Source organism: Modestobacter sp. L9-4, assembly GCF_019112525.1.
In the GTDB taxonomy this organism is placed as follows: Bacteria; Actinomycetota; Actinomycetes; order Mycobacteriales; family Geodermatophilaceae; genus Modestobacter.
Genome location: NZ_CP077800.1, coordinates 2716192 through 2730267, shown reverse-complemented (window position 1 = coordinate 2730267; position 14076 = coordinate 2716192). Strand labels below are relative to the sequence as shown.

At 76.2% G+C, this 14076-nt stretch carries 15 protein-coding genes and 1 riboswitch; of the genes, 11 read left to right on the top strand and 4 right to left on the bottom strand.

Annotated elements, in window-relative coordinates:
• Positions 1 to 33 precede the first annotated feature (33 nt).
• On the bottom strand, positions 34 to 330 hold the full coding sequence (locus KUM42_RS12830; RefSeq protein ID WP_237492843.1) for a transcriptional regulator: 297 nt from the start codon (positions 328 to 330) through the stop codon (positions 34 to 36).
• Positions 327 to 788, bottom strand: coding sequence for a hypothetical protein (locus KUM42_RS12825; RefSeq protein WP_237492842.1), 462 nt, complete (start codon positions 786 to 788; stop codon positions 327 to 329). Before KUM42_RS12825 ends, KUM42_RS12830 begins: the two co-directional genes overlap by 4 nt.
• A 102-nt stretch (positions 789 to 890) precedes the next feature.
• A riboswitch (cobalamin riboswitch) is annotated at positions 891 to 963 on the top strand.
• A gap of 59 nt (positions 964 to 1022) precedes the next feature.
• Between KUM42_RS12825 and KUM42_RS12820 the strand changes: the two genes are divergently transcribed.
• The 9 genes from KUM42_RS12820 to cobA all read left to right on the top strand — a co-directional run bounded on the left by KUM42_RS12820 (position 1023) and on the right by cobA (position 10667).
• Complete coding sequence (locus KUM42_RS12820; RefSeq protein WP_237492840.1) at positions 1023 to 3113, top strand: putative cobaltochelatase; 2091 nt, start codon at positions 1023 to 1025, stop codon at positions 3111 to 3113.
• A gap of 73 nt (positions 3114 to 3186) precedes the next feature.
• Complete coding sequence (cobO, locus tag KUM42_RS12815) at positions 3187 to 3801, top strand: cob(I)yrinic acid a,c-diamide adenosyltransferase (protein WP_237492837.1); 615 nt, start codon at positions 3187 to 3189, stop codon at positions 3799 to 3801.
• Between the two features lie 97 nt (positions 3802 to 3898).
• On the top strand, positions 3899 to 5278 hold the full coding sequence (locus KUM42_RS12810; RefSeq protein WP_237492836.1) for a cobyrinate a,c-diamide synthase: 1380 nt from the start codon (positions 3899 to 3901) through the stop codon (positions 5276 to 5278).
• Positions 5265 to 5969: an energy-coupling factor ABC transporter permease gene (locus KUM42_RS12805; RefSeq protein WP_237492834.1), complete on the top strand. Its 705-nt coding sequence runs from the start codon at positions 5265 to 5267 to the stop codon at positions 5967 to 5969. Before KUM42_RS12810 ends, KUM42_RS12805 begins: the two co-directional genes overlap by 14 nt.
• On the top strand, positions 5966 to 6295 hold the full coding sequence (locus KUM42_RS12800) for an energy-coupling factor ABC transporter substrate-binding protein (protein WP_237492832.1): 330 nt from the start codon (positions 5966 to 5968) through the stop codon (positions 6293 to 6295). The genes KUM42_RS12805 and KUM42_RS12800 overlap by 4 nt, the downstream gene beginning before the upstream one ends.
• Complete coding sequence (gene cbiQ / locus KUM42_RS12795) at positions 6292 to 7023, top strand: cobalt ECF transporter T component CbiQ (RefSeq protein ID WP_237492830.1); 732 nt, start codon at positions 6292 to 6294, stop codon at positions 7021 to 7023. Before KUM42_RS12800 ends, cbiQ begins: the two co-directional genes overlap by 4 nt.
• A gap of 73 nt (positions 7024 to 7096) precedes the next feature.
• A complete protein-coding gene (locus KUM42_RS12790) occupies positions 7097 to 7942 on the top strand; it encodes an energy-coupling factor ABC transporter ATP-binding protein (protein ID WP_237492828.1) in 846 nt (281 codons plus the stop codon).
• Between the two features lie 5 nt (positions 7943 to 7947).
• On the top strand, positions 7948 to 9438 hold the full coding sequence (gene cobC / locus KUM42_RS12785; RefSeq protein ID WP_237492826.1) for an Rv2231c family pyridoxal phosphate-dependent protein CobC: 1491 nt from the start codon (positions 7948 to 7950) through the stop codon (positions 9436 to 9438).
• Positions 9438 to 10667: a uroporphyrinogen-III C-methyltransferase gene (gene cobA / locus KUM42_RS12780; protein WP_237492824.1), complete on the top strand. Its 1230-nt coding sequence runs from the start codon at positions 9438 to 9440 to the stop codon at positions 10665 to 10667. Before cobC ends, cobA begins: the two co-directional genes overlap by 1 nt.
• Before the next feature lie 44 nt (positions 10668 to 10711).
• Here the strand turns inward: cobA and KUM42_RS12775 are convergent, their stop codons facing one another.
• On the bottom strand, positions 10712 to 11449 hold the full coding sequence (locus tag KUM42_RS12775) for a class F sortase (protein ID WP_237492823.1): 738 nt from the start codon (positions 11447 to 11449) through the stop codon (positions 10712 to 10714).
• Positions 11450 to 11451: 2 nt separating this feature from the next.
• Positions 11452 to 12123, bottom strand: coding sequence for a hypothetical protein (locus tag KUM42_RS12770; protein ID WP_237492820.1), 672 nt, complete (start codon positions 12121 to 12123; stop codon positions 11452 to 11454).
• Between KUM42_RS12770 and KUM42_RS12765 the strand changes: the two genes are divergently transcribed.
• Together KUM42_RS12765 and KUM42_RS12760 are read left to right on the top strand one after the other, a co-directional pair.
• The gene (locus tag KUM42_RS12765; protein WP_237492818.1) at positions 12098 to 12574 is read left to right on the top strand and encodes a hypothetical protein; all 477 of its coding nucleotides are present in this window, start codon (positions 12098 to 12100) and stop codon (positions 12572 to 12574) included. The genes KUM42_RS12770 and KUM42_RS12765 overlap by 26 nt on opposite strands.
• Before the next feature lie 258 nt (positions 12575 to 12832).
• On the top strand, positions 12833 to 14074 hold the full coding sequence (locus KUM42_RS12760) for a serine hydrolase (RefSeq protein WP_237492816.1): 1242 nt from the start codon (positions 12833 to 12835) through the stop codon (positions 14072 to 14074).
• Positions 14075 to 14076: the final 2 nt, after the last annotated feature.

The following is a 14076-nucleotide window of genomic DNA, read 5'->3' as shown; positions in this document are numbered from 1 at the left end:
CCCGTCCCGGGCCTGCGGGGCGCGCCCGCCCGGCTACAGCCCCTCGGTGATCCGGCGGAGCTCGGCGACGTGGGCGGCGAAGGCGGCCCGGCCGGCCCTGGTCAGCGACAGCGAGGTGCGCTGCCGCGAGGCGATGGTGGCCTTGCCGACCTTGACGTACCCGGCCTCCTCCAGCTGCTTGACGTGCTTGGAGAGCACCGAGTCGCTCACGCCCACGGTGTCCCGGACGGCGGCGAACTCCATGGTGTCGACCGCGGCGAGCAGCCCGCAGATCTGCAGCCGCGGTGCGGCGTGGACGACCGGGTCGAACCGCGGCTGGACGGCGGTCACAGCTCCCCACGCAGCTCGGCGACGTAGATGCGGGACCACCAGCGGCTGATCAGCGCGATCGAGAGGCCGAGCACGGCACCGGCGACGGCCATCGCCCAGTGCTGGTCGTACCCGAGGTGCAGCACGAACGCCGGGACGACGACGAGCACGTACAGGACGAGCCACACGGCGATCGCCTTCCGGGTCGGGCCCCGGCGGAACCCGCTCACCGAGGTGCCGGTGAGCCGCCGGTAGGTCGACACCAGCCAGCCCAGCCCGCCCGCCCCGAGCAGGACCCCGGCGACCGTGGCCACCGGGTGGTCGAAGGCCTGGGCACCCAGGAGCAGGAAGACGCACCCGCCGAGCAGGGCGTCGTACCACCACGGCTGCATGGCGCGGTCGGCCAGTGCCGCACGGTCGGCCTGCAGGGACGCGAGCTGGGCGACCGCGGTGTCCCGATCGACCTGGTTGCTTTCCATGTCGGAAAGAGTGGCGCATCACTTTCCAATCCGTCAAGACATCCCGCCCCTGTCCTGTGCCGTGTCGCCGTGGTCTGATGGACGCGAACTGCGACGGCAGTGGAGGAAGCCCGGTGCGACTCCGGCGCGGTCCCGCCACTGTGAGCCGGCTCCCGAGCCGGTGAGTCAGGAACTCCCGCCGTCGCCTCCTGCCACCTCCGGGCGTGGACACCCGGGGAGAGGACCTGTGCTCCCTTGACCTACCCCTTCGGTGCCGTCGTCGGCATGGACGACCTGCGCCTGGCCCTCCTGCTCAACGCCGTCTCCCCCGCCGTCGGCGGCGTGCTGGTGCGCGGTGAGAAGGGGACGGCGAAGTCCACGACGGTGCGCGCACTGGCCGCTGTCCTCCCGCCGGTGGACGTCGTCGCCGGCTGCCGCTTCGCCTGCGACCCCGCCGCCCCCGACCCCGAGTGCCCCGACGGCCCGCACCCGTCCGACTCCCCGGCGCAGACCCGGGCCGCCCGCCTCGTCGAGCTGCCGGTCGGCGCCTCGGAGGACCGCCTCGTCGGCTCGCTGGACCTGGAGCGTGCGCTCACCGAGGGCGTGAAGAGCTTCGAGCCCGGGCTGCTGGCCGGCGCCAACCGCGGCGTGCTCTACGTCGACGAGGTCAACCTGCTGCACGACCACCTGGTCGACCTGCTGCTCGACGCCGCCGCCCTGGGCCGGGCCTACGTCGAGCGCGAGGGCGTCTCGGTGCGGCACGCCGCCCGGTTCCTGCTGGTGGGCACCATGAACCCCGAGGAGGGCGAGCTGCGCCCGCAGCTGCTCGACCGGTTCGGGCTCACCGTCGAGGTCGCCGCCCCGCGCGACCCGCAGCTGCGCGCCGAGGTCGTCCGCCGCCGGTTCGGGTACGACGCCGACCCCGCCGGCTTCGCCGCCGCCTGGGCGGAGTCGGAGACCGAGCTGGCCGCCCAGATCGCCGCGGCCCGCGCGCTGCTCCCCCAGGTCGTGCTCAGCGACGCCGCGCTGCGCCAGGTCACGAGCGTCTGCGCCGCCTTCGACGTCGACGGCCTGCGCGCCGACATCGTCACCGCCCGCGCCGCCATCGCCCACGCCGCCTGGGCCGGGCGCACCGAGGTCACCGAGGACGACGTCCGCGTCGCCGCCCGCCTCGCCCTGCCGCACCGCCGCCGGCGCAATCCCTTCGACGCCCCCGGCCTGGAGGAGGAGACGCTGGAGCAGGCGCTCGCCGACTCCCGCCCCGAGGACCCCCCGCCGGACGACGACCCGACGCCCCCCGAGGGCACCGACCCCACCGACGGCGGCCCCGACGGCGACGGCCCGGACGGCGAGGACACGCCTCCCGCCGGCGGCCCCTCCGAGGGCCCTCAGGGCGGGGACGGCGGCCCGGCCGGCGGGCAGCCGGACGGCGGCCCGGCCGGCAGCTCGGACGGCGACCGGGGGCCGACGACGGCGCCGCGGGGTGAGGGCGGCGGGCACACCGACGCGGCCCCCGCGCCGGAGCAGGCGGCCGTCGCCCCGGACGCACCCTTCCGCGTGCAGCGGCTCGAGGTCCCCGGCATCGGCGCGGGCGCCTCGGGCCGGCGGTCCAAGGCGCGCAGCGAGCGCGGGCGGGTGGTCGGCTCACGGCGTCCCGAGCACGCGGTCACGAAGCTGCACCTGGTCGACACCGTGCTGGCCGCAGCACCCCACCAGCGGGCCCGCGGCCGCAGCGGCACCGGCCTGCTGGTCGAGCGCGCCGACCTGCGCCAGGCCACGCTCGAGGGCCGCGAGGGCAACCTCGTGCTGTTCGTCGTCGACGCCAGCGGCTCGATGGGCGCCCGGTCGCGGATGGCCGCGGTGAAGGGCGCCGTCCTGTCGCTGCTGATGGACGCCTACCAGCGCCGGGACAAGGTCGGGCTGATCACCTTCCGCGGCGGTGCGGCCGAGCTGACCCTGCCCCCGACCTGGTCGGTGGAGGCGGCGGCCGCCCGGCTGACCAGCCTGCCCACCGGCGGGCGCACGCCGCTGGCCGCCGGGCTGCTGCGGGCGCACGAGACGCTGCGGCTGGAGCGGGTGCGCGACCCCCAGCGCCGGCCGCTCGTCGTCCTCGTCACCGACGGCCGGGCCACCGGCGCCCGCGGCACCGACTCCCTCGGCGAGTCCCGCCGCGCAGCCGCGCTGCTCGCCTCGACCGGGGTGGCCAGCGTCGTCGTCGACTGCGAGTCCGGGCCGGTGCGGCTGGGCCTGGCCGCGACGCTGGGCGCGGTGCTCGGCGCGCAGACGATGCGGGTGGAGCAGCTGGGCGCCGAGCAGCTCGTCGCCACCGCGCGAGAGGCGGCCTAGTGAGCGAGCGTGCGAGCTCACCGATGAGCCCAGCGCCAGGCAGTGTCCCGACGAGCGCCAGCGAGGAGGACCAGTGCCCCAGGGACAGGTGACCGCGGTCCCGGTCGACGGACTGACCACCCGGCAGCGCCGCAACCGGCCGTTGCTGGCGGTGCACACCGGGGAGATGAAGGGCAAGTCCACCGCGGCGTTCGGCATGGCCATGCGCGCGTGGAACCAGGGCTGGTCGGTGGCGGTCTACCAGTTCGTCAAGAGCGCCAAGTGGAAGGTCGGCGAGGAGAACGTGCTCGCCGTCCTGGGCCGGGTGCACACCGAGACCGGCGAGGGCGGCCCGGTCGTCTGGCACAAGATGGGCGCGGGCTGGTCGTGGTCGCGCAAGGCCGGCGACGAGACCGACCACGCCGCCGACGCCGCCGAGGGCTGGGCGCAGATCAAGCGCGACCTGGCCGCCGAGGCGCACCGCTTCTACGTGCTCGACGAGTTCACCTACCCGATGAAGTGGGGCTGGGTCGACGTCGAGGACGTGGTGGAGACGCTGACGAACCGGCCGGGCAACCAGCACGTCGTCATCACCGGGCGCGACGCCCACCCCCGGCTCGTCGAGGCCGCCGACCTGGTCGTGGAGATGACCAAGGTCAAGCACCCGATGGACGCCGGCCAGAAGGGCCAGCGGGGGATCGAGTGGTGACCGCCCACGCAGCCGAGTGCGCGGTCGCGGTCGTCCGTGTCGGCGCGTCCTCCCGTGTCGGCAGCAGCAACTCCCCACTCGACCGGACGGCGACCCGATGAACATCCCGCGGATCGTGGTCGCGGCGCCGTCGTCGAACGCCGGGAAGACGTCGATCACGACCGGGCTGATCGCCGCGCTCACCAACCGCGGGCTGCGGGTCAGTCCGCACAAGGTGGGTCCGGACTACATCGACCCCGGCTACCACGGCCTCGCCGCCGGTCGCCCGGGCCGCAACCTGGACAAGTGGCTGGTCGGCGACGACCGGGTCACCCCGCTGTTCCTGCACGGCTCCCGCGGCGCCGACGTCGCGGTGGTCGAGGGCGTGATGGGGCTGTTCGACGGCGCCGCGCACGCCAGCGTCGAGCCCGGCTACGGCTCCACCGCCCAGCTGGCCACCCACCTGCAGGCCCCCGTGGTGCTGGTCGTCGACGCCGCCTCGCAGGCCCGCAGCGTCGCCGCCCTGGTGCACGGGTTCGCCACCTTCGACCCGACCGTGCGGATCGGTGGCGTCGTCCTCAACCGGGTCGGCAGCGACCGGCACGAGGCGATCCTGCGCGAGGCGCTCGGCGCGGCCGGGGTGCCGGTGCTGGGCGCCGTCCGTCGGATCGCGGAGCTGCAGACGCCGTCGCGCCACCTCGGGCTGGTGCCGGCGGCCGAGCGGTCGGCGGAGGCCATCAACACCGTGCGGGCCCTGGGCGCAGTCGTCGAGTCGAGCATCGACCTGGACGCCGTCCTGCGGCTGGCCCGCACCGCCTCCGACCTGGCCGGCGACCCCTGGGACCCGGCCGCCGAGGTGACCCGCGTCGAGGGCCGCCCGGTCGTCGCCGTGGCCGGTGGGCCGGCCTTCACCTTCGGCTACGCCGAGACCGCCGAGCTGCTCGCCGCGGCCGGCGCCGACGTGGTCACCGTCGACCCGCTCCGGGACGACGCCCTGCCCGAGGGCACCCGTGCACTCGTCGTCGGCGGCGGCTTCCCGGAGGTGCACGCCAGCGCGCTGGCCGCCAACGTCGGCCTGCGGACGGCGATCGCCGCGCTCGCCGCCGCCGGTGGCCCGATCGCCGCCGAGTGCGCCGGGCTGCTCTACCTGTCCCAGGAGCTGGACGGCGAGCCGATGTGCGGCGTCCTGCCCACCACCACGGCCATGCACCCGAAGCTGACGCTGGGCTACCGGTCGGCGGTCGCGCTCACCGACAGCGTGCTGGCCCCGGCCGGCACCCGGGTGCGCGGGCACGAGTTCCACCGCACCACCGCCGGCCCCGCCGCGGGCGCCACCCCGGCCTGGCAGTGGAACGCCGACGGGCCGGAGGGGTTCGTCACCGGCAACGTGCACGCCTCCTATCTGCACCTCAACTGGGCGGGGTCGCCGGGCATGGCCTCCCGCTTCGTCGCCGCGGCAGCGCGGGTCCCCGAGAGGTCCGACCATGCACATCGCTGAGGGGTTCCTCCCGCCCGCGCACGCCATCGGCTGGACCGTCGCGGCCGCCCCGTTCGTCGTCCACGGCGCCCGCTGCGTGGTCAAGGAGGTGCGCGAGCACCCTGAGGCCACACTGCTGCTGGGCGCGGCCGGTGCCTTCACCTTCGTGCTGAGCGCGATCAAGCTGCCCTCGGTCACCGGCAGCTCGAGCCACCCCACCGGCACCGGGCTGGGCGCGGTGCTGTTCCGGCCGCCGGTGATGGCCCTGCTCGGCACCATCGTGCTGCTGTTCCAGGCGCTGCTGTTGGCCCACGGCGGGCTGACCACGCTCGGTGCGAACGCGTTCTCGATGGCGATCGTCGGGCCGTGGGTCGGCTACGGCGCCTACCGGCTCGTGACGCGCCTGGGCGGCGGCCTGCTGCCGGCGGTGTTCGCGGCGATGGCGCTGTCGGACCTGTCGACCTACGTCACCACCGCGCTGCAGCTGGCCTGGGCGCACCCGGACGCGACCAGCGGCTTCCTCGGTGCCGCGGCCAAGTTCCTCGGGGTCTTCGCCGTCACGCAGATCCCGCTGGCGCTGGCCGAGGGGCTGCTCGGGGTGCTGCTGTTCCGGGTGCTCACCGTCAACGCCCGCCCCGAGCTGGAGCGCCTCGGCGTCCTCCGCCCGGAGACGGGCGAGCCGGCGTCGACCGGGGCCGGTGAGCTGCGGTGACCCGCCGGCACCTGGTCACCGCGCTGCTCGTGCTGGGCATCGTCGTCCTGTTCGTCGTCCCGCTGGTGCTGCACGCCGGCAGCTCGGACTTCGCCGGCACCGACAGCCAGGCCACCGAGCTGATCGAGGAGTCCGACCCGGGCTACACGCCCTGGTTCTCCTCGGTGTTCAGCCCCGGCTCCAGCGAGGTCGAGTCCGGGCTGTTCGCGCTGCAGGCCGCCCTGGGCGGCGGCGTGCTCGGGTACGCGCTGGGCCGGCTGCGCAGCCGGCGGACCACCCCCGCGGCGCCACCGGCGCAGAGCGGGACGGAGGCGCCCCGACCGTGACCGGGCTGGCCGTCGACGACGCCGCCTGGGCCAGCGCCTGGCGGCTCCGCTCCCCCGCCGACAAGCTGCTGCTCAGCGTCGGGCTCGTGCTCTGCGCGCTGCTGCTCCCCGCCTGGCCGGGCAGCGTGCTGGTCGCGCTGACCGCGGTCGTGCTGGCACTCGGGCCGGCCCGCGTGCCGGTGCGCACGTTCGGCCGCGCGGTCCGCGCCCCGCTGGCGTTCATCCTGCTCGGCGCGCTCACCTCGGTGGTCGAGGTGGGGAGGGGCCTCGGCTGGGCCCCGGACGCCGCCGCGCAGGCCGGCGGGCTGGTCGGGCACGCCGTCGCCGGCAGCGCCGCCGTGCTGCTGCTGGCCACCACCACGCCCATGTCGGACCTGCTGCCCGCGCTCGCCCGGCTGCGCGTGCCGGCCGCGGTGATCGAGGTCGCCTCGGTCACCTACCGGATGCTGTTCGTGCTGCTCACCAGCCTGTCGACCATCCGCGAGGCGCAGACCGCCCGGATGGGGCACGCCAGCATCGCCAGCTCCTACCGGTCCTCGGGGATGCTCGCCGCCGCCGTCCTCACCCGCTCCTGGGACCGGGCCCGCCGGCTGCAGGACGGCCTCGCCGGGCGCGGCATGGAGGCGGGGCTGCGCGTGCTGCCCGAGTCGCTGCCGTCCTCGCACCGGTTCGTGGCCGGCACGGTCGCGGGGCTGGCCGCCCTCACCGCGGTGAGCGTGCTCGCGTGAGCGAGCTCGCGAGCTCACCCATGAGCACAGCGCCGTGGCGATCACCGCTGACGAGCGCCAGCGAGGATGCGCGGTGAGCCACCTGACCCTGCGCGCGGAGTCGCTGGTGGCCGGCTACGGGCGCGGTTCCCAGGTGCTGGACGGCGCCTCGCTGACCGTCCCCGCCGGACGCCGGCTGGCGCTGCTGGGCGCCAACGGCTCGGGCAAGACCACGCTGCTGCGCTGCCTGTCCGGTGCACTGGAGCCCGCCCGCGGCCGGGTGACGCTGGACGGCGCCGAGCTGCGGCACACCCGCGCCGGGCTGCGCGCGCACCGGCAGGAGGTGCAGCTGGTGCTGCAGGACCCCGACGACCAGCTGTTCAGCGCCTCCGTGGCCCAGGACGTCTCCTTCGGCCCGGTGAACCTCGGCCTGATCGAGGACGAGGTGCGCGCCCGGGTCGCCGAGGCCCTCGACCTGCTCGCCGTCACCCACCTGGCCGGACGCCCCACCCACCAGCTGTCCTACGGCGAGCGGAAGCGGGTCGCCATCGCCGGCGCGGTCGCCATGCGGCCCTGCGTGCTGCTGCTCGACGAGCCGACCGCCGGGCTCGACCCGACTGCGGTGGGTGAGGCGCTGGCTGCGCTCGCCCGGCTCCAGCAGGCCGACTCGACGGTGGTGATGAGCACCCACGACGTCGACCTGGCGCTCCGCTGGGCCGACGAGGTCGCCGTGGTCGTCGACGGCGGGGTCGTGCAGGGCGCTCCGGACGTCGTCCTCGGCGACGACGCACTGCTGGCCCGGGCCCGGCTCGACCGGCCCTGGGCGCTCACCGTCGGCGCCCGGCTGCAGGACCTCGGGCTGCTCCCCGACGGCCCGCTCCCCCGCGACGCGGACACCCTGGTCGCCGCGCTGCCCGACCGGCCCGGGGTGCGGACCTGATCGTCGTGGGCGTCGGGGCGCGCGCCGGGGTGACCGCCGCGGAGGTGCTCGCCGCCGTCGACGCCGTGCTGCCCACCACCGCCGGACCGGTCCGGCTGGCCACCCTCGACACCCGGGCGGCCGAGCCCGGCCTGCGCGAGGCCGCGGCGAGCCGGGGCTGGCCGCTCACCGGGCACCCCGCGGCGACGCTGGCCGCCGTCCCGGTGCCCACGCCCTCGGACCGGGTCGCGGCCGCGGTCGGCACCACCTCCGTCGCCGAGGCGGCCGCCCTGCTCGGCGGTGGTCGGCTGCTGGTCACCAAGACGGTGCACGGCCGGGTGACCGTCGCCGTCGCCGACGTCACCAACGTCGCCGACCGGCCGGAGCCGGCTCACCACGCCATCGACCCCCGGCACGGCGACATCGACCTCCGGCACGGCGACATCGACCTCCGGCACCACGGCGACGCCGAGGCCACCCCCGGGCTCGTCGACCTGGCCGTCAACGTGCGCGCGCACACCCCGCCGGCCTGGCTGCGCACCGTGCTGCACGACGCCGTCGACGCCAGCGCCGGCTACCCCGACCCCCGGGCGGCCCGCGCCGCGGTCGCCGCCGCGCACGGCCGGCCCGAGGCCGAGGTGCTGCTGACCGCCGGCGCCGCCGAGACCTTCACCCTGCTGGCCCGGGCGCTCACTCCCCGCCGGGCGGTCGTGGTCCACCCCTCCTTCACCGAGCCCGAGGCCGCGCTGCGCGCCGCCGGCCACGCCGTCGAGCGGGTGCTGCTCGCCCCGCCGTCCTACCGGCTCGGCGACGTCCCCGCCGACGCCGACCTGGTCGTGCTGGGCAACCCGACCAACCCCACCTCGGTGCTGCACCCGGCCGAGGCCGTGGCCGCGCTGGCCCGGCCCGGGCGGGTGCTGGTGGTCGACGAGGCGTTCGCCGACACGGTGCCCGGCGAGCCCGCGTCGCTGGCCGCCCGCACCGACCTCCCCGGCCTGCTCGTGGTGCGCAGCCTGACCAAGACCTGGGGCCTGGCCGGGCTGCGGGTCGGCTACGCGCTGGGCCCTGCCGACCTGGTCGCCGCGCTGGCCGCCCAGCAGCCGCACTGGCCGGTGTCCACGCCCGCGCTGGCCGCCCTGGTCGCCTGCACCACCCCGGCCGCCCGGGCCGAGGCCGAGGCCGCAGCGGTGCAGCTGGAGGCCGACCGGGCGGCGCTGCTGGCCACCCTGCCGCCCGGTGTCGAGGTGGTGGGAACACCGCGGTCGTCGTTCGTGCTGCTGCGGGTGCCCGACGCCGTCCGGGTGCGCGCGCAGCTGCGGGAACGCGGCTGGGCGGTCCGCCGCGGCGACACGTTCCCGGGGCTGCCGGCCGACCACCTGCGGGTCGCCGTCCGCGACCCGGACACCTCCCGTGCGTTCGCCGCCGTGCTGGCTGCGATCCTGGTGCCCGGTCCGCAGCGTCGCGATCCGCTCTCCGCTCCTCCCAGCCCCGACCCGACCGACGACGAGACGAGCTGATGACCGCTCCCGCAGACCCCGGCGCCGTCTACCCGGTCGGCCTCCGCCTGGCCGGACGGCGGGTCGTCGTCGTCGGTGGCGGCCAGGTCGCCCACCGCCGCGTGGCCGGCCTGCTCGAGGCCCGCGCGCTGGTCACCGTCGTCAGCCCGGACGTCACCCCGGCCCTGGAGGCGCTCGTCGCCCCCGGGTCGGTCACCTGGCACGCCCGTGGCTACGCCGACGGTGACCTGGCCGGCGCCTGGTACGCCGTCGCGGCCACCGACGACCCCGCGGTCAACGCCGCCGTCGCCGCCGAGGCCGAACGCGACCGGGTCTTCTGCGCCCGCGCCGACGACCGGGGACTGTCCAGCGCGTGGACCCCCGCGGTGGGCCGGCAGGGCGACCTCGTCGTCGGCGTGCACGGTGGCGGCGACCCGCAGCGCGCCGTCGGCGTCCGCGACGCGGTGCTCACCGGGCTGACCGACGGCTCGATCGCCGACCGCACCTCCCGCACGGCCTCGGTGGCGCCCGGCAGCGTCGTCCTCGTCGGCGGCGGGCCCGGCGACCCCGGGCTGGTCACCGTGCGCGGCCGGCAGGCGGTGGCCAACGCCGACGTCGTCGTCGCCGACCACCTGGCCCCGCAGGCGCTGCTGGCCTCGCTGCCCGCCGAGGTCGAGGTCATCGACGCCTCGAAGCTGCCGCGCGGACGCTCGATGGCCCAGGAGCAGATCAACGAGCTGCTGGTCTCCCGCGCCCTGGCCGGCAAGCGCGTGGTGCGGCTCAAGGGCGGCGACTCGTTCGTGTTCGGCCGCGGCTACGAGGAGGTCGAGGCGTGCGTCGCCGCGGGCGTCCCGGTCGAGGTCGTCCCCGGCGTCACCAGCGCGATCGGCGTCCCCGAGCTGGCCGGCATCCCGGTCACCCACCGCGGGATGACCCACGAGTTCGTCGTCGTCTCCGGGCACGTGCCGCCGGACCACCCGGCGTCGCTGGTCGACTGGGCGGCACTGGGCCGGCTGCGCGGGACGATCGTGGTGCTGATGGGCGTCGACACCGCCCCGGCCATCGCCGCCGCCCTGGTCGAGCACGGGCGGGCCGCCGACACCCCGGTCGCCGTGGTCACCGACGGCGCCACCCCGGCCCAGCGGACGCTGCGCACGACGCTCACCGGACTGGCCGCGACCCTCACCGACGAGGCCGTGCGGCCGCCGGCGGTGTGGGTGGTCGGCGACGTGGTCTCCCTCGGCGCCTGACCGACAGCGCTCCGGCGGGCAGGGTGCCTGCCCGCCGGAGCGGTTCAGCCCGCGAGGCGGGCGAAGACCACCGTGTTGTCCTCGCTGGCATCGGCGGACTCGTCGAACTCGCCACCGCAGGTGACCAGCGCGACCGCCGCGTCGGCGGGGTGGGAGTTCAGCGTGTCCGCCAGCGCGGACGTCGCCTTGTCCAGGCCGGTGACCGGCTCGCCCAGGACGGTGAGCTCGAGCAGGGTGCCGTCGGAGCTGCGGAGGCTGACGTCGTCGCCGGCGTGCAGCTCGGTCAGCCGGTCGAACACCCCCGGGCCGCTGTGGCCCAGCACGATCGCCATGTGACCTGACCCCGGCGCCGGCCCGTCGGACCACCACGAGGTGTTGCGCAGGTTCGTCGGGACGCCGTAGCCGGACACCTTCGCGCCGGTGAACGGGTTGGTGTACCCGACCGTGCCGCGGCTCTCCACGGTCGCGTCGACGCCGATCGCCGGCACCGCCAGCCGGGCCGGCACGATCGCGCCGTCCGCCGTCCCGGCCTCCGGGGAGGACGGGACGGCGGACGTCGGAGCCGCGGACGTCGGGGCCGCCGGGGCGGACGACGACGAGGGAGCCGGTGCGGACGGCGAGGCCGCCGGGCTGCTGCTGGGGGCGGCCGCGCCGGCCTGCACCGGCCCGGCCGCCTGGCCGGGACGGCCGACCAGCTGGGTCAGCAGGACGGCGGCGCCCACCACCACGAGCAGGACGGCCAGCAGCCGGACCGCCCGGCTCCCGAGCCGCGGAGCACGCACCGTCAGGCGCGGGCCGCGCGGGAGCGGAGCGCGGAGGCGGCGAACAGGCCGCCGCCGGCGAGCAGCGCGGCGCCGCCACCCAGCAGGGCCAGCGGGGAGCCGCCGTCGGAGCCGGTGCCGCCGGTGGGGGCGTAACCCAGGTAGTCGACGTCCTCGCCGGCCACGGGCGCGACGGGCGCCTCGACCGGGCAGGGGAAGACCTCCATCAGCAGGGTGCGGAGCGTGCCCGTCTGGACGGTGCCGGTCTGCAGCTCACCGAGGAGCTGCTCGACGTCGCCCCGGATGCCGGCGGGGAGCTCGGCGAGGGCGGCCTGGAGGTCGGCGTCGTCGAGTCCGAGCTCGGCGAACTCGGCGCTGGCGGCGTTCAGCTCGGTGGCGAGCTCACCGAGGGTGGCGTCGTCGACCGGGATGTCGATCGTGCCGCTGGGCAGCTCCGAGAACGCCTCGTCCGGGATCGGGTAACCGCTGTCCTTGAGCTGCTGCAGCAGACCCGACAACTTGTCCAGCTGGAGGGTGAGGGTGGTCAGCGTGCCGTCGTCACAGGTCGGGACGAACAGCCCGGTGAGCGCGGCCGGGTCGATCTCCGGGAAGGTCGGCAGCTCCGGATCACCCGCGAGCTCGCCCTGGTCCTCCGTGGTCTCGGCGGGCGTGACCGGCGTCGTCTCGGGAAGCATCGCACTGGAGGACGAGGTCGACGTGGCGGTCGGGCTGCCCGACATCGCGGTCGCCGTCGCCGTCGCGGTCGCGGTCGGCGTCGCGGTCGCGGTCGCGGTCGGCGTCGGCGTCGGCGTTGCGGTGGTGTCCGCGGTTGACGACAGGGAGGTCGTCTCGCTCTCGGTGATCGACGGGGTCGCCGGGGCACTCGTCACCGCAGCGGTGCTGGACTCCGCAGCCGGCGCCGGCGCGGTGGTCTCGGCCTGGGCGGTCGCGGGCAGCAGGACGATCGCTGCAGCGGCACCGCACACGACGAGGCGGCGGCTGCGCGAGCCGGCGCGGGGCAGGGAGAGCAGGGACAAGACGGGACCTCCAGTGGTCGAGCCCGGAACTGGGCTCGGGACGGGCAGAGGCTCCCTGCGGACTGACCAGTCCGCATCCCCCTCGGGTCGCACGCCAGGCGCGCCGTGACCCTCCGCGGTCATCAGCTGGACGATCAGCTCCCATTTGTCCAGTCCGGAGGGTGTTCCTGGACGGCAGCGGGCGCGGGCGGCCAGCCGACGAGTCGGGACGACGTCCGCATGCGAGCGCGCGGTGAGCACTCCGGCCCAGCCCGCGGTAGCGCCTGCACCACCCCGGGTGTCGGGCTGACGGGATCGTCCGGGCCGGCGCCGGGACAGAGGCTGGAGCAGTCCGCACACCACCACCGTCGACGAGGAGCTCCACCCCGTGACCGGTACTCGTGCACTCCCCTCCAGCCCCCGCTCCCAGGCAGGCCACCGGCCCCGACGCGGCCGCTCCTTGCTGGCCACCGGTGCCGCCCTGGCCGCCGTGGTCAGCAGCGGCCTGCTCGCCCCGGCGACCGCCTCCGCGGCACCGGGACACGCCCACCCCCACGCCGGCATCGCGTCCGTCCAGAAGGACATCGACGCGCTGGTGAGCGAGGGCGGCTTCCCGGCCGTGCTCGGCTCGGTGGTCGACGGGCGCGGACGCATCCGCGACCTGGCCGCCGGGGTCTCCGACGTGACCACCGGCCGGCCCGCGCCGGTCAACGGCAGCGTGCGGATCGCCAGCAACACCAAGACCTTCACCGCGACCGTGGTGCTCCAGCTCGTGGCCGAGGGGAGGATCGGCCTGGACGAGACGGTCGAGCGGTACCTGCCCGGGCTGGTCCGCGGGCCGGGCGGCGACGGCCGGCAGATCACCGTGCGGCAGCTGCTGCAGCACACCAGCGGGCTGCCCGACTACGACGACGTCGTCTACCCGGGGTGGGCCGAGACCGGGCTGACCGGCCACTTCACGCCGGAGGAGCTGGTGGCGGCCGGGCTGAGCCAGCCGGCGACCCCGCAGGGCGTCTTCTCCTACGCCAACACCAACTACGTGCTCGCCGGCATGATCGTCGAGGAGGTCACCGGCCGGTCCGTCGCCGACCAGATCACCCACCGGATCATCGAGCCGCTGGGACTGCGGCAGACCTACTGGCCGGCGGACGGCGACCTGACGATCCGCGGCCGCCACCCGCACACGTACACCCAGGCCGAGGCCGGCGGACCGCTGACCGACGTCACCGAGATCGACCCCTCCATCGGCGGGGCGGCCGGCCAGCTGATCTCCACGCCGCACGACCTGGCGGAGTTCTTCACCGCGCTGCTGGGCGGGGAGCTGCTGCCCCCGGCCCAGCTGGCTCAGATGAAGACCACCGTGCCGGCACCGGACCTCTCGCTGCGCGGCATCGACATGCAGTACGGGCTGGGGCTGGCCAGCCACGAGCTGCCCTGCGGGGTCGAGGGCTGGGGCCACGGCGGCGACCTGCCCGGCGTGCACACCCGCAACACGTTCACCGAGGACGGCCGCGGCGCCACGCTGACCGTGACCGGTGAGCCGGCGAACGCCGACCCGGAGGACCTGCACCAGTACGTCGACTGGGAGAACGCCGTCGACGACGGGGTCTGCGCCCAGCCGCGCCGCTGACC